The sequence below is a fragment of the Eilatimonas milleporae genome, assembly GCF_003688555.1.
GTDB lineage: Bacteria > Pseudomonadota > Alphaproteobacteria > Sphingomonadales > Kordiimonadaceae > Eilatimonas > Eilatimonas milleporae.
Window position 1 is genome coordinate 209599 of the sequence record NZ_REFR01000016.1, and the last position, 18460, is coordinate 228058.

The window sequence follows — 18460 nt, forward strand, 5'->3', positions numbered from 1 at the left end:
ATAAAAATCTACTTTAGGGGGTGTCTATCTTCAATACACCCCCTTTGAGCGTTATTACTGCAAACTCAATAACTTCCGTTGAGGCGCCACTCGTTTCGACAAGTTCTCCAGAAACTTCTCTCGCCACCGTGGCAATCCCGTGACTCTGGGGCAGAAGTTACGAGGCTGCAACCTAAGCCGGAGAGATGATTTGCGCTCATGAGGTGTATTTTATACAATCAAATATTAGTAATTTTAAGGGCCGCTCCGTAACATTGAAAGGAGGAAAAAGAAAATGAAGTACTTGCCGCAGCTGTTGTTTATTTTCAGCATCACTATGATACTGGCTGGCCTTGCTCAGGCACAGCCAGCTACGCGTATTTATGTAGCAACAACCCAGCAATGATCCGAATGTACCGCTGGCGGGTCCGAGAGTGCCGGGCTCCAGTGGACTTGGTGTATCAACCGCAGATATCGACCCATTGCTTGCCGGGCGCCCGAAACCGCTTAGCAATGGTAACTTTCCGGCAAATTATACACGCGATCTGGCAAATGGTGCTTTTGCCGAACTGGATCGGCTTCAAGCTGTTCTGAGAACCGAGCTGATTGCAGCAATTGAAAGCGACAGTCGTGTGCAACGCGTTCAACAATTGACGCTGGTAGTAAACCCATTACAGGTACGACTCAGCCAAATGCAAACCAGCGTAAATCTTGATATATCTGGTATTTCCGCAAGTGCGCGTCTGCGTCTCGCTATAAGCGTTCCTTTCTGTTCACCAGTTTTTGGGGAGGTGGATTTAAGCAATATTCGTGCCTCAGGTAGCTACAATTTGTTCACCGGAAAAATCCAGAACGTCGATATCAACTATCGCGTCGATAACGAGGATATTTCCTGCTCAAATCCAATTGGTGAGGCATTAGCTGTACTGGTTAGGATTTTCACAGATATTGACGGCCTGCTTTCAGACGGGATTGATAACGCCATCAGGGATATAGAGGGTTCTGCTAATATGCAGACTCTGTTTTCTATCCGTGACTTTGCGGAAAGTCTGACAAAAATGCTCTCCAATGAAGTGCTTGGATCAGGCCTGCCCCTGCAACTGCGCAATAGGCTGCAAAATATAGTCGACGCGGGTGGCCGCGAAGGACTGCGGGCACTGAACGAAGTAATTAACACAAATAATCTAAGTACTGGCTTGCTTGCTCAGCTTACTATTGATCGAGGGCCAACAGAAAATGCGATTGGCCTTGTTGGTGCGCATCAGCAGGTTGACATCATAGAAGTGGATCAAATCAATCAGGGTACGCTCATATCAATGCGTGTTCCTCCCAATACAGCTTCCATTGATGTTTATTTCCGTGAACCTGGCAAAAGCTTGTGGACTTATGGTGGGACATCAACCTTTGGAGCAATTACCATTGGTGGGGCGCCATTCAATACAGAATTGAAAGCCGTTGGTAACAGTGCTTTGATCCCAGGCTTGAGAAGTATAGATGGACAAATGCTGAAAGTACGGACTAACCCTTGTACTATAGGCTGTCCACCGTTGCCGTAAGGTTATTTCTAAATAAATCATTCGAATAATCAAAATGGGCGCCCACTTGGGCGCCCATTTTGATGTGTAATTTATGATTTTAATTTCTGTAAAAGAGAATGTCATGTATTGTCAGTATTGCGAGAGAATGTTTTCTGATTATTCATATGTTATATATAATAATAAATTTATTGAATATCATCAAGGTGATGTCCGTTTTGATCTGGTTTTATTTAGTGATACTAGGTTCTGTTGACAAAACTGGTTAGCCATATTTTAGCGGCGGCGATGTTGAGGAAGGCGAGGAAAGATTTTGCGGTTTTGTCATATCGGGTTGCGATGCGTCGGAACTGCTTGAGGCGTCGGAATAGGCGCTCGATGCGGTTGCGGTCGCGATAGGCGACACAGTCATAGCCGATGGCGTCCCGTCGGTTTTCCGGAGCGGGATCACTGGCAGGATACCATGCATCAAGAGGCCGGAACGCACCGCATCACCGTCATAGCCTTTGTCGGCGATCATCAGTCTGGGGCGGGTCGCCGGCATGGCCATCAACTGTGGCACGGCGGTATAGTCGGAGACCTCGCCGCCGGTCAGGACGAAACCGAGAGGGCGTCCCTGACCGTCCGCGCGGGCGTGCACCTTGCTCGTAAAGCCGCCGCGGCTTCGACCAAAGCCCTCCTGATCAGTCCCCCTTTTGCGCCTGCGGCATGGGCATGGCCGCGCACCATGGTGCTGTCGATCATGTGCTGCCAGTCGTCGGTCAGCCCCAGATCGACCAGCGTTTGCAGTAAAGCATCCCAGACACCCTGTTCAGCCCAGCGACGCAAGCGCACATAAACCGAGTTCCACTTGCCGTAGCGTTCATGCATGTCACGCCAGGGGCGCCGGTACGCAGCACATAGAGCATACCGTTGAGATAGCGCCGATTGTCCTGCGCCGGTCGGGAGTGCCGGCCCCGCTCCGGAGGCAACAACGCCCCGATGATCTCTCATTCCGCGTCCGTCGGGTCCCCGCGATGACACTCTTCGAACAAAGCTGCCTCCCAAAAGACAGCCTTGAATCACAAAATAACCAAAACGGAAACCCCTTTTGTCAACAGTGCCTAGACTATGAGGTATGAAGAACAGACAGATCGTCCAGGGCGGATTTGACATCATGAGATTCTACAAGATGCGCCGGGATCTAATGCAACGCGATATCTTTGCCCTCCCCGAAAAGGCCAAGGTATAGAATCCTCATGAGCGTCCAGTTCGTAACCCATCGGACAGTCCATTAAAGCAGCCTTAATGTTGTTGGTGAGCCCATTTAATCGCTGTCGAGGACGCAACGCCAAAAAGCCTCACAGGCACGGTTCTCTACGTTACCATCCATCGCCGACACCGGCCACCCATACACTGTGACTTAACTCGTCTCAGATATTTCTACGATACAGGCTGATCATCACGACATATAATTACTGAGGCCGGTGATTGGGTTTGATTTTATTTCACTCTTTTCACCCGACCTGTGCCGGCCATACCTTCGACAATCATGCGATATCCGCCGATTGCCCCTTTCTTGATGCGTATGTTCGCCTGTTTTCTGGTGAACTGCAGGGTTGAGCCGCTGGTCTCCCGCCAGACCTGGCCATTGTCCAGATAAAAGGTATAGTTGCCGTTTTGGTTGCGGTTGAAGCGGATGATCCTTGCTGACAGCTCCTGTTCGTCGTCACTATCGGTGGATCGCTGCGGTTTTCTGGGCAAACCGAACTGGCCGTCCATATCCTTCTGAACTGCGGGTGTTTGTTGCCTTTCTTGGGGCGGGAGAGGCGGTGGTGTGACATCTGGTCCAGTAGTGGCGTCCTGCTCTCCGGGTTTGGAGGAGCCGGCTGACTGCGGAACCGTTTTCTGACCGGATTGTTCGGGCGTGGCCCTCTGGTTCTGTCCTGCCTGCTGTGCGAGTGCCTTGAAGCAGGCCAGGCTGGCCGCTTCATTCTTAATATTGCCACAGGCTTTCAGGTCAGAATAGTCAACCGGTTGAGGCGTCCCTTGCGCGATCGCCGGCACTGTTAGGGTACAATAGCTTATCAGGAGCAATGCTTTAGCGGTCCGGCTGTGGCGGCGGAAAATATACATGGCTGTCTGGGGGCCTCTGCCTTGGGATATCTGGTGACGCACGATACGATCATTCGGTCGGGCGGTCATCCATATATGGGCCTTTTCAAACAATCGGGGCTGTTTGAAGTCCATTCCGAAGTAGCACCGGGCGCCGTGGCGCCCGGTCTGTCATTCGTAAGACCGTTTAGAATTGCAGGCGTGCGCCGGCAAAGAAGAAACGGCCGATATTGTCAAAGATGGCACTGTCGGTCCCGGCACCGTTCAACCCGAAGCGCGGGAAGACCTGTGTCAGGTTGTTGACGCCGCCGAAAAGCTGAACCTCATCGGTCATCTGATAGAACAGCGCGATATCGTGATAGAAAATCGACCCTGTCGATACGATATCCTGCAAATCGGGATCGGCTTCCAACTCGTCCCGTTCCACAATCAGCATGCTGTCGATGAAGCGCAGTTCGTAGTTCAGCGAAAACTTGCCGATATTCCATGTGGCATTGAAGTTCACGGCCCACTCGGGCGTACCCAGTTCGCCATGTTCCTCATCGAAGAAATCCGGGTCCACCTGGAAGGGGAACTCGGTGTTTTCATTCAGCCAGGTGCCGACGGCGCGGAAATTCACGGTCCCCAGATTTCCGAGACCGGCGCTTTCCGTATCCAGCAGGTAGTTGATTTCAAAGTCGATACCGGAAGCCTCCAGGGCCGCCAGATTCTGGTTGGTCAGCTCGAAACCGGTGATCTGCTGGTTGACTGGATCGCGTGTGATCAGCGGGCAGAACTGGTTATCAATCGTGCTGCCATCCACGCAGTTGTCCAGGACATTCTGCAACAGCGGCGTGTCAATGGCGTCGGTGATTTCAATATCCCAATAATCAACGGTCAAAGACAGACCGCGCGCCCAGCTGGGCGTATAGACCATACCGATGGAAAAGGATGTCGATTCTTCCTCGCCCACATTCGGGTTGCCACCGATCGTACCCGGTATGTTGCCCCGGGTTTCGTCCTGATCAAACCCTTCCGGAACACCGAGCGCCCGACAGTTGGCTTCCCTGTCCGGTGATCCCAGGTCCAGATTTTCCGTATCGCAGGGGTCCTCGAAGAACTGGAATGTCTGGCTTTGCGGACCGAACAGTTCGCCGATGTTCGGTGCCCGCACGGACTCCGAATATGTGCCGCGGAACCGAACATCCCGAACCGGTGCCCAGGTCATGCCGACTTTCCAGGTGTTCGCACTGCCGATGGTGGAATAGTCCGAGATGCGGACAGCGGCATCAAGCGTCAACTCTTCGGCGAAACGCACGCCTTTCAGGACTGGCAGCACCACTTCCGCAAAGCCTTCCCATACATCGAAACCGCCGGTTGTCGGCGGGATGATGTTCAGGAAGGTGATGCCCAACTGGTCCACTTCGCTCGGGAAGGATTCGGCCTGTTCGTCGCGATATTCGCCGCCGACAGCCCACTGGATGGGCCCGCCCGGCAGTTCGATATTAAGCTCGGATGTATCGCCGGTGAGGGTGCCCATGATCACATTCTGTTCAACCGTTTCGTTGACGAACGCATTCACATAGGCAAAATCAATCGCTTCCTGGCTCATGGCGTTTTCCCCCAGAATATTGATGGGGACGCAGCCGTTGCGGGCGAAGTCGGGCACACCTTGTGCCGCATCGGGATCGATCGTCGAACGGCATACCGCTTGACCGGTTGCCGGGTCGATCACCGCATCTATACCCGCCAGAAAGCGGTCATTGATACGGTTGTTGCCCTGCTGGATCGCATTTGTGGCGCGGCCGTGGATGTATGCCAGGTCGAACGAAATCGTCTCGGTGATGTTGCCTTCGAAGCCGGCGACACCGCGAAACAGTTCCCGTTCCGCTCTTGAGTTCCGTTCCGCTTCCTGGTGACTCCGGCTGACGGAAAAGGACGTGATGTTGTTATCCTGCATGAACTGTCGTTGGGCATCCGTCAGGAACGCATTGTCGTCCTGAATGCCGATTGAGAAAATATCGAAGGCACCGGTCCCGTTCAGGGCAAAGGACGTGGCGTTCATATATTTCGTGTCCATGAAGAATCTCAGGTCTTCAGTCAGGTCGTACCGAATGTTGCCTGTGACGAGGACCCGCTGCAGATCCCCCTGAATGGACCCTGCGATATCCTGCTCCGGAATCCCGTCGCCGCCGATGGCACTGCCGTCGGGGAATGTTTGATCGCCCAGGTTAAAGGGCAGAAACTGACCGTTTTCCGCCTTGAACCGGTTGCCGGTGTTGGGATCGAGGAAGATGCCGCCCGCCGTGATGAAATTCAGGCGGCGGTTTTCGATCAGGATTTCATCCGGAATGCCGTCATTGGTGTTTTGCGGCGTGTCGCCATCGTTCGGGTTATCGACGAATTGCTCGCCCCGCCGTGTGAAGGACCTGTCCAGCCCGGTGTATCCTTGGGTGTCGGCAAATTCAAAGGTGAAGACGGCATTACCGCGACCGTCGGCGAAATTGCTGCCGACAATGCCGCGCGCGGTGTAGCTGAAGGCATCGCCTTCGTCCGCATCGCCCGCCTGTACGATCAGGGAGGCCCCTTCATAATCGTCCTTCATGACGAAGTTGACCACGCCGGTGACGGCGTCCGCACCGTAAATAGCCGAAGCGCCGCCTGTCAGCACCTCGACCCTTTCAATCAGTTCCTGCGGAATGGTGTTGATATCCACAGCCGCACTGGCCGGCCGGCTGGCCACATGCCGCCTGCCATTGACGAGAACAAGCGTCCGGTCCGTGCCCAGACGCCTTAGGTCAAGCGGGCTGATACCGACGGTGCCGATAAATCCGGTGGATGAGGCGTTGGTCAAGGTGGAGCCCAGGGCCGGCAGCTGATTCAGAACGTTTGCCAGATTGACCTCGCTTTGCAGGCCAAGGGCTTCTGCGTCCAGAACCGTGACAGGTTGCGGTGCGGTGATGCCGGTACGTTTAATACGCGACCCTGTGACGGTCACTTCCTCAAGCGAGTCGTCTTCTTCTGTGTCGGCGTCCTGAGCGTATGTGCTGTTGCCGGCTGCCACGACAGCCATGGCGATTGCCGCGCTGCCCAGTAGGGTCGCGCGTCGCAGTTTTCGGGTGTTATGAGTAGCCACTCTGCGTTTCCTCTTCGGTATTATATTGGAAAGCTCTAGGTTGCGGAGTTCTATCCGCAGTCTAGATTTAGACCCTTGTGTTTAGGCCTCAGTAGAGGAAACATACAATTAATGACACACATGACGACGAGAGTTTATATCTGTGGTTTATAAGCCACAGATATAAACCCATATGAGTTATAATCCATAAAGTCGTATGCGATCATGTGTAATAATTGTGCTTCTGGAATATTAAATTCAAAAAAGTGAATATATTACAGATACTTTCAGGATTTGCCTGCTCGCAGCCATTTTGACAGGATCCATTTCTCGCCCTGCGATGGTGATAAACCTTCGTGTAGGCTTGCTTTGTCAGGGCGGTCATTTTCATCCACATTGACAAAAATCAGGCTTCCTCCAACAGCACCACGCCAGGATAGGCCCCTATTTCCCTGCATGGTTTTTTCATTGCTATCAATATCTGCTTTTGCGTGTGGAAAATGGGTGTCGCCACCTGTATAGCCGGTGTTCAGGCTGACCAGGACGGTGACACGGCGTTGCCCGTTTTGTTGCAGATGCGGTCGGTGAGCTGGAAATTCGGGATCAAAAAAGTCGAAATGCGGTCTGTAGCGCTGGCCCGGCTGATAGTAGAGCATGGACAGAATGTCGCCGGTTTCGCAGGTGGGCCGTTCGGAAACGCTGTTGCCGGCCTGCATCAGCCGCCAGTCTATGGATTGCAGGACGGCATCCGCCTCAAGCGGGTAAAAATTGGCGAAAGCATTGGTCCGCGTGGGATCTTGGATCTCTCCGGCTTCTGCGTCATGGACGGTGGCCGGGGCCAGAAAGGGACGGCCCAGCGCCGCGGCATGAGCGCACAGAACCGGTGTCAGCAGCTTGGGCATGGAAATGGCCCTGGGATTGTCGCTGAGTGTTTTGAAAGGAGGCAGCGGCTGTTCATGTGGCCACTGGAGCAGGTCGGGGTCGAGCCGCTCCAGCACGGGCAGAGTATCGGATACTGTGTCCAGGCTGTGCAGGTCTGCCGGGCACCAGCTTTGTCCCCGGTACTTCTCCAGCAGATCGCGTGCAACCGGGTTGCCCAACCGCAGGGCCTGAACCAGAAGGCCCAGGCCCAGCTGGTTCATATCCGCCGTGTCATGATCCAGGTACTGAACAGCCAGGGCGATATGGGCCGCGCTAAGATCGGCAAGGGCGGCATGAGCCAACAGCCCCTGTATCATGGGCCGCCACTCATTGCTTTTGGGCAGAAGCAGACCCAATTGCAGGCAGGCACGGGGGTCGCGGGCGCATGCTGCTTCAATCAGCCAGTGCCCTGCCGCGGACCAGTCGCGGGGCGTGCCGATGCCGCCTGCCGTCAATGTGGCCGCCAGCAGTTTGGCTAATATGTGGCCGTTGCCTGCGGCCTGGAATACAAGGTGTGCCCCTTCTACCGGTGCCGGCTTTCCGCCGTGACCGGTCACATACCAAAGACCAAGCTCGGCCATGGCCTCGGCGGCCCCGGTAGCAGCCGCCTGGCGCAATATGTCCAGTGCCGCTTCCGGTTCTCCTGAAGCGTCCAGGGCGCGAGCGCGGTCCAGTAAACGGTTGCCATCGGATATGGAGGATATCATCGGATGACTGTGTCCTGACAGTGTGTCCAAGGGAAGACGATAAAAAAACGGCCGGGCCTAGCCCGGCCGAGACGACACGCCTATAGGGTCAGCAAGCTGCATGACAGCGAGGTCGCGCCATTCTTTAAGGAACCAGGGTCCATAATCCATACAGACCCCGGTTTCCGTGGTTTAGAAGTTGGCGCGGACGCCGAACGTAAAGCGACGGCCCAGCACGTCATAGGTGCCTGCGTCCGTGTTGAACTGGCCGGCGGCACCGCGGCCGAACACCGGCGGATCATTGTCGAGCATGTTGTCGATCGTGGTGAACAGCATCAGACCATCGTTCAAACGGTAGTTCAGGGTCAGGTCGAAATACTGCTCACTGCCGATTTCCGGCACCAGGAGTGTTGCCGGCGTGGCCGCGCCCGTCACGATACGCTCGTCCGTGACACCGTCCAGATACCGGTGCCGCAGGGACGCCGTGAACTCGTTCAGACGGTAGGTGACGCGGGTTGTGAAACGCCATTTCGGATCGGCCCGGCCACAGGTCAGGCGGACACCGACGACACCGGCGCAATCGATCGGGTCAAGCAGGGGGCTGCCCTGAACTTCACGCTCGATCACACGCACACCGTTGACGATGATGTCAAGCGATCCTTCGCCGATGTCAAAGCCATAACCGGCCTGGAAGTCGACACCCTTGGTGGACAGGTTGGCGATGTTCTGGTTGAACAACGGCACCATTTCAAGCTGCCCGTCGGCCCGGCGTGCGGTCAGCGCCTGACAGAAGACATCATTGATGTCCAGTGCAATGTTACACGCATCGATGGTCGATTGCAGACCGCCGCCGAAGGTGGCGATGGCGTCTTCCACGTCGATCGAGTAGAAGTCAGCTGACACCATCAGACCCGGCACGGCTTCCGGTGTGTAGACAAAGCCCAAGGACCATGTGTCCGACGTTTCCTCGAACAGTTCGGGGTTACCGCCAAGCAGCACTTCCACCTGTGCATCTTCCTGCTGGAAGCCGGCGATCCGGTCAGCCGGAACACCCATCTGGACGCAGAAATCAGCCTCGGCTTGGGTCCGGTCCGCCGTATCGTTACAGAAGTCCGTCGCACCGGGGAAGCTGTTGGACTGGCCAAGGAACAGCTCGTTGATGTTCGGTGCGCGAACCGCGCGCTGATACAGACCGCGGATCTTCAGGTCTTCGATCGGACGCCATTCACCGCCGATCTTGTAGCTGGTAACACCACCTGCGGTCGAATAGTCCGAGAAACGGACACCCGCTTCAAGGCCCAGATACTCCGCACCGGCCACGTTAGCCAGAATGGGTACGATGGCTTCGGCATAGATTTCAGCCACATCGAAGCTGCCGGTTGTCGGCAGGCCTGCGTTGAAGCCGTCGATGTCACCGGTTGCCAGGAAGGTGTCAGGCTGGTTTTCAGCGGTTTCCTTACGGTATTCCACACCGACAGCGACACCAAGCGGCCCGGCCGGCAGCTCGATCAGATCCCCGGCCAGGTTACCGGCGACCTGCTGTTGCTGAACGGTCGTGATGTTGGTGGCGGCCACCCGAGTGAAATCGACCATTTCCTGGGTGAAATTGCCGGCGCCGAACGGGTTCAGAACCACGCAGCCACCGGCCGTGTTGGCACACTGTGTCGGATTGTCGGGATCGACAAGCAGGCCCTGCTGGAAGCGGGAAATAACGATATTGCCCTGTTGTCGCTGGGTTTCCTCGGACCGGCCGAAGTTATAGAACACTTCCCAGTTCATGCCGTTGTCAAGCTCGCCCCGCAGACCGCCGACGAAGCGGTACAGGTTGCGGGTGTCGGCACTGACACGCGGACCGGCTTCCGTCATACGGCGGAAGATACTGCCGCTGACGATACCGTCGCCGTCGGTGTCGTTGGCGGCATAAAGCGCGCGCAACTCATCCGGCATGAAGGGGTTGTTCAGGTCGAACTCGAAACCCGACTCGGCAAAGGGTGTCGGCGCAAGCTGGCGTTCGACCCGGTTGTTCGCATAGTTCATTTCGGCGAACAGCTCGATATCTTCATTCAGCTGATAGTTGCCGATGGCACCGATCGTCCAGCGCTCCAGCGGAAGCAGCAGGTTGTTGTCCGGTGCAAAGTTGTATTCGTCAGCCGGGGCTGTGTAGGGACGGACCGAGCCGTCATCCTGGACCAGCACGTTAAAACCGCTGCCGGTGAAACGGCCCTGCGGAATCCGCGAACTGCCACCCGGTGCGAAAATGGGGTTGCCGTCCGCATCCGTGGTTTCCGACAGCTGCACGGCCGAGAATTCACGGGCGCCGGCGGTCAGCTGCTCACGATCGAAATACGATCCGTGGATGACCACGTTACCCTTGCCGTCGGCGAAATTGGTGCCGAGGGTGAAGTCGATGCTGTAGCGTTCGCCGTCGCCTTCCTGCGTCAGGCCATACTGGGCGGCGATTTGGGCGCCTTCAAAATCATCTTTCAGGATGAAGTTGACGACACCGGCCATGGCGTCCGACCCGTACACTGCCGAGGCACCGCCGGTCACCACTTCGATCCGCTCGATCAGGGCGGCGGGGATGTTGTTCAGGTCGACAACACCGGTGCTGCTTTCGCCGACGAACCGGCGGCTGTTGACCAGAACCAGGGTCCGGACCGGTGCATTCGTGCCCGTTGTCAGGTTCCGTAGGTTGACGTTGGCCGTACCGTTACCGGGGTTGTTGGTGCTGGGGCCGTTGGTTGATACGGTTTGCGGCAGGGCATCCAGAACCCGGTCAATCTCGACCGTGGACTGGAGGGCGATTTCTTCCGCACCGACCACATTGACCGGGCTGTTCGCCACAAGGTCACGACGCGGAATCCGCGAGCCGGTCACCACCACTTCCTCAAGACGGTCGCCTTCGTCGTCCTGAGCACTTGTGTCCTGTGCCAGAAGAGGCACGCTGCCAGTGGCAATCTGTACCGCCAGCAGGCAGGCGGTACCACCCAGTAGCCGCCTGCGCAGGACGTTTTGATCGCTGTTTTTCACAGTTGTTCTCCTCCCAATATAGGGCATTTGCCGTGCCGCCCTTCGGCACGGGTGGAGGAAGTTGACAGCAGGAATGGCCCTCATTACAGAGCAAATCATCACATGACGGCCTGATAAGTGACATAAAAGTTGAACAATGTGGCACAAAAGGCACGGCCTGATCTTGTGTTCGTATGAATATAGATTGGGAAAAACCCACTTATGGAGAGGTCTGTAATCTAAAGTGCAAAGGGTATTTTGGGCAATGATGCTACGTAACTTGCCGGTGTGGCGATTCTGATAAATCACATGAGGAAGGTGGGTGTGTTCTTTTCAACACATTCACTTTTGGAGCCTGTTTGGGATTTACTCTTAAGACCCTGAGAGGATAGCGATATATGCCGGTATCGCCGGCTTATATCGTCCGTAGGCGGTGTTTGGCATCGCCCGCCGGGGATCCGATTGACCGGATGGCTGTGATCATATCAAACCCCGTGTTTGGCTTGTGACCGGCGGCATTCGGGTCCGGATTTGGCCCGCAGAGCAGGGGCTTGCTGCCCCGGTTTTCATGGCACAAACGAAAACGATGGGGCCCTGGGGCCCCATCGTCACATGATTGCGTTGTCGCGTGGTCTTAGAATTCCAGACCGGCCCCGAAGATGAACCGGCGACCGAGCGGATCGTCAAAGATATTATCGTTACTGCCCACGGATGCCTGGCGCAGCGGGTTTTCCGAATTGTCGAGCACATTGTCGACATTCAGACGAACATGGAAGTTGTCCGTCATCTGGTACCGGAAGCCCATATTGAACAGGTTCACGCTCGGGAAGCGCTGGATGTCCCGTTGTTCGATCGGATCGTCTTTATTGAATGTGCCGCCGCTCTCATGGCGCCACTGGACGAACATCGAGAAGGCATCGATGTCATACATGACGTTGGTCTGGACCCGCCATGTCTGGTTCGCGCGTTCCCCGTTGAAGGTGTTCAGGTCGCCTGATCCCACCTGCTGGGTGTCTTCGTCCACATAGAACCAGTTGCTGTTGATGGTCATGACACCGCCAAGAGCATCGTCGATGGCGGCCATGTCGAACGAGTAGGCCCCCTGGATCGTCATGCCGGCAAAGTTACGCGACGCGGCGTTGGTGAAGCCGGTTATGAAGTTTCGCGGCTGGAACGTGCCTGCTTCCCGTTCGAACCGGTCACAGGCTGGAACATTCGGGAAGTTGGCATCGTCAAAACAGGCCGCCATGATATTGGTGGCGCTGAGGTTCACGATTGCGTCGCTGATCTCGATATCGGTCCAGTCAACCGTGAGTGACAGGCCCGGAATCTGCTCGGGCCGAATGATGACGCCGACGCTCCAGGCTTTCGACTGTTCGTTCAGCAGATCCAGGTTGCCGCCGGTGAGCGCGGCCTGAGATGCGTTTGCAGAAATGGCGCGGAATTCATCCAGGTTGAAGTCCGACGGCAGCAGGCCCTGATCGATCAGGTCCCGAACCTGGGCCTCACAGTTGGCGCGGCGGACATCCGGGTTATTGCCTGATCGGATATCACGATTGTCACAAGGATCGGTCGCGAAGGTGCCGATCTGCTGCTGCGGTGAAAACAGTTCGACGATCGATGGCGACCGGATGGCTTCCGTATAGTTGGCGCGGAAAGTAAAGGCACCGCCCAGAATGTTCGGCGTCAAACGACCGCCCAAAGTCCAGGTGGGATCGCCGCCGGCAACATTATTGTCGACATAGCGCACGGCACCCTCGATCTCAAAGTCCAGAATAACGCTGCCGATGGCGCTGCCCAGGCCTTCGCCGTTGCGGACAATCGGGATCAGCATTTCGGCGTAAGCCTCATAGGTGTTGAAGCCGCCATCCACGGGCAGTTGCGGCGGGTTCGGCGCAACGCCCCGCTGCGACCCCTGGCCGACGCGGAATTCACCGCGTTCGCGGCGGTGTGTCAGACCGGCGGCGAAACCGATCGCACCTGCCGGAAGGTCGAAAAGCTCGCCGGCGATGTTGGCTTCAAAGACCGACTGCTGGATTTGGCTGGACTGTGTCTGCCGTTGCAGCAGAAAAGCCTGCTGTTCCGGTGTGGCCGAACCGAACACAAGGATATTCAGCGGCGTACAGCTTGCCGTGTTGGAATCGCTGCCATTGCCGGGCAGGCCGCCATTATCGGCCGGGTTTTCGACGCCTTCCACATTGATCCGGCAATCGGGCAGCCCGGTTGCCGGATTGACGACAACGTCGGTGGCAAAGCTCAGCCGCTCCCCGTCGATGACGGTTTGTTCCGTCGTCGCATTGGTCTGACCGAAATTGTAGCTGACATCCCAGTTCCATGTCCGGCCGCCAAGTTCAAAGTCGCCTTCGAGGCCGCCGACGATCCGGAACACATCCTGATCCCGGAAGTTTGGTGAGTCCCCAATGAGATCAATATTGGACCGTGACACCCAGAAGAACTGGTCTTCGGGATTGGTCGGATCAAAGGCACCGTTGGTCTGGAGAAGATCGCGAACTTGCGACGTCACATAAGGGTTCTCGGCGATATTGATCCGGTAGTTGCCAAGCGACCCATTGTCCGCATTGTTAAAAAAGATCGTCGACCAGGCCGGCTGGTTGTTGGTATCGACAGCCTCTGTGCGTGAATACAGGCCTTCGTAAAAGACCCGCACATTGTCAGTGACGTCATAATGCCCTTTGGAGAACATGTTATACCGCTCAAGCGGGCTGATCAGTGTATTGGTTTCATCCAGTTCTGTGACATACGGGTTGTTAACGCCGTCGGCACCCGCGCTGAAGAAGGAAACGGACGTTGGTGACGGGATGCCGAGATTGGCTTGGTCCAGTGTGATCAGGCTGCCGTTGAAGTCCAGCATGACCGGATTGCCGGCGGCATCCACCGGCAAAATCTGCGGACAGATAGTGTTTCCTCCGATAGTTTCACATCCCGTTCTGTCCCGCAGGAAAGTTTGATCCCCTGGCAGGCGATTGGGAATTCCTGAGGGCGCACTATTATTAAGCAGGATAAAACCCGTATTCGGTACCTGCCAGACATTTAGCGAATCCGGTGTGAAGAAGTTGTCGACGATGCCGTCATCTGGTCCCCTGTCCGCGGGGTTGGGAAAGAAGCTCGGGCTGTTGACGAGTTCGGGGCGGTCCAGCGCGTTGACCTGGCTCACATCGGCGTATTCGAAGGCGACAACCGCGTTGCCTCGGCCTTCGGCGAAGTTACCGCCGAATGTGGCACGCGTGCGCCAGTTCTGGCCGTCGCCTTCTTCGGTCACGCCATATTGGCCGTCGACGACGAAGCCTTCGAAATCATCTTTCAGGATGATATTGATGGTACCGGCGATAGCGTCCGAACCATAGATCGGCGCGCCGCCCGTCTCGATCGTTTCCACACGGTCGATGACCGCCGTGGGAATGATGTTCAAATCCACCTGTAGGCCGGGCCCGCCGGTGTTGTTAAGCCCGTCATTGACGCCGATTGTCGGTGTGTTCTGGCCGACGGTCCGGCGACCGTTGATCACCGTCAGCGTCCGCTGCGCACCAAGGCCGAAGAGGTTGACGATATTCTGCCCCACATTGAGGGCGGCCTGTCCGCCGGCATTGGACTGGTCCGGAATGCCGAACTGCGGCACTTGGTTGATTGCGTCGGCCACATTGGCGAACGCCCGTTGATCTATAAACTCACCGCTGACGACCGTGGCGGGTTGCAGCGTGTCCAGCCCGGCGCGTCTGATACGCGACCCGGTGACCACCACTTCCTCCAGGGTTTCGTCGGCCATGGTTTCAGCACCATCCTGCGCGTTGGCAGCGATCGGTCCCATATGCCCAAGACCTGCGATCAAGACAGTGGCAGCGCCAAAACGCAGCCGTGATTTCCACTGCTGATGTTTCATGTCATCTCCTCCCGTGCCATTTTTTCAAAGAGTGCCGACCGGTAACCCATACCGGCAGCAGTCCTCATAACTATTGGCATATTCTGCGGAGTCTTCAGCTTATGATTAAAGTTGGATCGTATCTTCGAGCGGCTTAAAGTTGAAAGCTGTGGCAAATATGTGACGTGTTGCGGGCAGTATTGTTGCTTTCGCGCGCGGCATGAATGATTGATCGGGGTTCTCTTGCCCAGCATCAACAAGAAAGCCCCCTGCCATGTGTTTAGAGCAAAAGCAGGAGGCTGTGTTTTGGTCTAATCTTTGGATGGTACGGGCGGGAGATTGGCGTATGGCGCCTGATAGTCTTAACAGACGCATCTAGTGAAGTCGTTTGACGCGCCCGGGCTTTGATGCGCCTTTGATGAAGATCCTGTAGCCGCCGACGGCGCCTTTTTTGATGCGGACCTGCTTGATATCGCTGGGCAGGCGCAGGAAGGATCTGGATGTCTCGGTCCATATCTGGCCGTTTGCCAATTGAAAGACATAGCGATTGTTGGCGGCCCGCCAGAATCGGGTGACTTCTGCGATAAGCTCCTGTGGCGCCTCTTTCTCGACCTTGGGCGGTTTTCCGAAACTGTCATCGACAGACGGGGGCGGCACGGCGACAGCCTCGCCGGATGATGTCCTTGGCTGTGATGATGCGGCCGGCGAATCCGTCGATTGACGTTCCGGATTCGCTTTCAAGGCTTCGACAACGGCGTTGAAACACTTCAGGCGATCAGCCTCGTTTTTGATCTTGTCGCAGGCAAGCAGATCGCTCAGTGACGCTTCCTGGGCTGTCGCGTCAACAGTAAGACCTGATGCGAGAATGCAGGCTGTCGCCACAATATGCGCGCTACGCAAGACGGTGTTCATTGCCTCAGTCTCTCATCCAAAGTTTCACTGTCTTTTATAAGGTTTTGACGTTTAGACCGGACGGGTCAAGCGCAAAACACTGTATATAGGGTTGGTCTATCGGCGGTTCGCCACACCAGCCGGACCTGCGCACCGGACTTTGCTCGTGTTTCTTCTGTTTCAGTGTCTCTTGTCTGACACACGTGTTAACCGGGTGGTCGGGCATCGCCGTTTTTGTTTTCTGACCGCGCCCTGTTGGTTCGGCGTTTTCCTCTGCTTCCCCTGCCTGTGCCATCACCGCCCGGCAAGGGCAATGACGGTTTGCTCGGTTTCGGCTGTCAGGGTGTCGCGTCCCTTGATGGTTGCGATGTCGGCGATGATCCGGTGCCGCCCCTCCCGGTAAAGATCCAGGCTGGCGTCCCGCAGCGTGCGTCCGGGCGGCAGTTTCAGGGTCAGCGGGTTGACCTGCCGGCTCCCTTTCAACACCTCATAATGCAAATGGGGTCCCGTGGACCGGCCTGTGCTGCCGACGAAGCCGATGATCTCGCCTTGGCGCACCCGTTTGCCCCGGCGGATTCCCTTGGCGAACCGTGTCAGGTGCGCATACGCCGTTTTCAGTTCGCTGTTGTGTCGCAGCCTGATGTAATTGCCGTATCCGCCATTGCGGCCCGCGGTTTCCACCACACCGTCGCCTGCCGCCATGATGGGCGTGCCGCGCGGTGCGGCGAAATCCAGTCCCTTGTGCATCCGGGTATATCCCAGAATGGGATGACGCCGTTTTCCAAAGCGCGAGCTTAGCCTCGCGCCGTCGACCGGTGTGCGCATCAGGGCCTTGCGGATGCTGGTGCCGTTTTCATCATAATATCCCGCCATGCCGTCGTGATCGACAAAATGCGTTGCCTCCAGCCGCCGTTTGCCTAAATCCAGACCGGCCCAGAGAATGCGGCCTTCGGCCACGTCGCCGAAATCCGGTGCATACTGCCGCTCGAAATAGATTTCGAAATGATCGCCGACGCGGATGTCCCGCTGGAAATCGACCGAATAACTCATCAGCCGAATCATTTCCGCCAGAACCGGTTCCGGCAGGCCCGCTTTTGTGGCGGAAAGATACAGGCTGTCATTGATCGTGCCTTCTATATAACGGGTCACGGGCAGCGACGCGATGGTGGAGCGTTCGCCGGCAAAGCCGTCGCCTGACCGGCGTACGACGGCTTCCGCATCGAATTTATCCCGCAGGCGCAGTTCATTCAGGCGGCTGTCGGCCACGGTGCGCCACACGCGCACATCCTGGCCGGGGCGCAGGCGTCGCAGGTCGACAATGTCCCGCAGGGCTGCAACCGCACCGTGCGCGTCGCCGTTCGCGATTTTGGCGCGGGCCAGAAGACGGATCAGGGTTTCGCCCGACTTTAATGTGAAGGTTTCCCCGGCTCCGCTCGCGGTCCCGTTCGCCATCATTGCCGCTGGTGTGTTCGATGATTGCGGCGCTGTCGCTGCCGATTGCGGGGCATCCGCCGGGATATCTTCCGATTCTGGTGCGCTTGTGGTCTCGCTGCCCTGGGTTGGCGCAGTTTCACCCGGGGTGGAAACCATGCCGTATAGCAGAATGGCGACGATGCCGGCGCCGAACAATGCGGCGAATCCGGCCGGATGCTCACTGTGTCGCAGCAGAAAGCCTGAAACATGGCGAATCCCTTTGAGGGATCGCCAGCCCAGCCGCAGCCCTGCGGCGTAAGCGGATGATGCTTGAGTCTCTTCATGTGCCGGCCGCCTTCTGTCTAGAAGACGTGCGGCATTGGACCACTGAAGGCCTCGCATGCGTTTCCTTTCCCTGTCATCAACAGGCCACCTCGTATGGCGGGAGCTTGGTTGATTTTTATTTAAAAAATACAGATCCCGAGTCGCGATTGCAAGACCTTGAGACTCAAACAGGAATCCGGGCCCGGATATGACCCTTGCATACGGGTGCCGGCATGTCTTTTGACCGGGCGATCGGAAAAAAGCGATTGCATGAAAAAAACCGCTTGCATTTACCGGCACGGGTCAATAGAAACCCCTTCACCGCAGCGGCGGGCCGGTTCGCGGCGCTTCAGACGAAAGCGTTTCAAACCAAGGTCTTAAAGCAGGCGGTTCCGATGATCGTTATGACGATCCATGGGCTTGACAGCCTGGGGGTAATCGCCATATACAGGTCAGCCGCGTCGCACTTTGGCGAAAAGCCGGTCCGACGATAAACCAGACAAGGAAACAGACTTCAGGTCGGTTTAACCGGTCAGGTACTTTTTTGTTCTTTGACATAGTTTGATGGGAAGGGAGATGAGGACGGTGGTCTGTTTATGATCATTGTTTTCGGATCTCTTAAGAGAAGCAAGCAGAC

8 protein-coding genes and 1 pseudogene are annotated in these 18460 nt (G+C 56.4%); 1 reads left to right on the forward strand and 8 read right to left on the reverse strand.

All coding sequences use genetic code 11. The annotated features are described in order from the left end of the window. The first annotated feature begins 413 nt into the window (after positions 1-413). Positions 414-1535, forward strand: coding sequence for a hypothetical protein (locus tag BXY39_RS19220; RefSeq protein ID WP_147453637.1), 1122 nt, complete (start codon positions 414-416; stop codon positions 1533-1535). A gap of 221 nt (positions 1536-1756) precedes the next feature. Here the strand turns inward: BXY39_RS19220 and BXY39_RS20155 are convergent. The 8 genes and pseudogenes from BXY39_RS20155 to BXY39_RS18400 form a co-directional block, all read right to left on the reverse strand. After that, a pseudogene (locus BXY39_RS20155) lies at positions 1757-2500 on the reverse strand (IS5 family transposase). A 496-nt stretch (positions 2501-2996) separates the two neighbouring features. Beyond that, on the reverse strand, positions 2997-3743 hold the full coding sequence (locus BXY39_RS19225) for a hypothetical protein (RefSeq protein WP_147453638.1): 747 nt from the start codon (positions 3741-3743) through the stop codon (positions 2997-2999). 52 nt (positions 3744-3795) lie between these two features. After that, complete coding sequence (locus BXY39_RS18375; protein WP_147453639.1) at positions 3796-6723, reverse strand: TonB-dependent receptor plug domain-containing protein; 2928 nt, start codon at positions 6721-6723, stop codon at positions 3796-3798. Between the two features lie 266 nt (positions 6724-6989). Beyond that, positions 6990-8330 (reverse strand): 2OG-Fe(II) oxygenase, encoded by a 1341-nt coding sequence (locus tag BXY39_RS18380; RefSeq protein ID WP_121940360.1) that lies wholly within the window; start codon positions 8328-8330, stop codon positions 6990-6992. A gap of 171 nt (positions 8331-8501) precedes the next feature. Further along, positions 8502-11339 (reverse strand): TonB-dependent receptor plug domain-containing protein, encoded by a 2838-nt coding sequence (locus tag BXY39_RS18385; RefSeq protein ID WP_170163958.1) that lies wholly within the window; start codon positions 11337-11339, stop codon positions 8502-8504. Between the two features lie 613 nt (positions 11340-11952). Next, positions 11953-15216, reverse strand: coding sequence for a TonB-dependent receptor domain-containing protein (locus BXY39_RS18390; protein ID WP_121940362.1), 3264 nt, complete (start codon positions 15214-15216; stop codon positions 11953-11955). A gap of 354 nt (positions 15217-15570) precedes the next feature. Next, positions 15571-16107 carry a hypothetical protein gene (locus BXY39_RS18395; RefSeq protein ID WP_121940363.1) on the reverse strand — a complete coding sequence of 179 codons (537 nt, stop codon included), beginning with the start codon at positions 16105-16107 and terminating at the stop codon, positions 15571-15573. 273 nt (positions 16108-16380) lie between these two features. Then, positions 16381-17901: a M23 family metallopeptidase gene (locus BXY39_RS18400; RefSeq protein WP_121940364.1), complete on the reverse strand. Its 1521-nt coding sequence runs from the start codon at positions 17899-17901 to the stop codon at positions 16381-16383. Positions 17902-18460: the final 559 nt, after the last annotated feature.

Bases quoted from the DNA above. Each gene is read 5' to 3' on its own strand.
- BXY39_RS19225 (WP_147453638.1), bottom strand. From the start codon at position 3,743: ATGGACTTCAAACAGCCCCGATTGTTTGAAAAGGCCCATATATGGATG.
- BXY39_RS18380 (WP_121940360.1), bottom strand. From the start codon at position 8,330: ATGATATCCTCCATATCCGATGGCAACCGTTTACTGGACCGCGCTCGC.
- BXY39_RS18390 (WP_121940362.1), bottom strand. From the start codon at position 15,216: ATGAAACATCAGCAGTGGAAATCACGGCTGCGTTTTGGCGCTGCCACT.
- BXY39_RS18395 (WP_121940363.1), bottom strand. From the start codon at position 16,107: ATGAACACCGTCTTGCGTAGCGCGCATATTGTGGCGACAGCCTGCATT.
- BXY39_RS18400 (WP_121940364.1), bottom strand. From the start codon at position 17,901: ATGCGAGGCCTTCAGTGGTCCAATGCCGCACGTCTTCTAGACAGAAGG.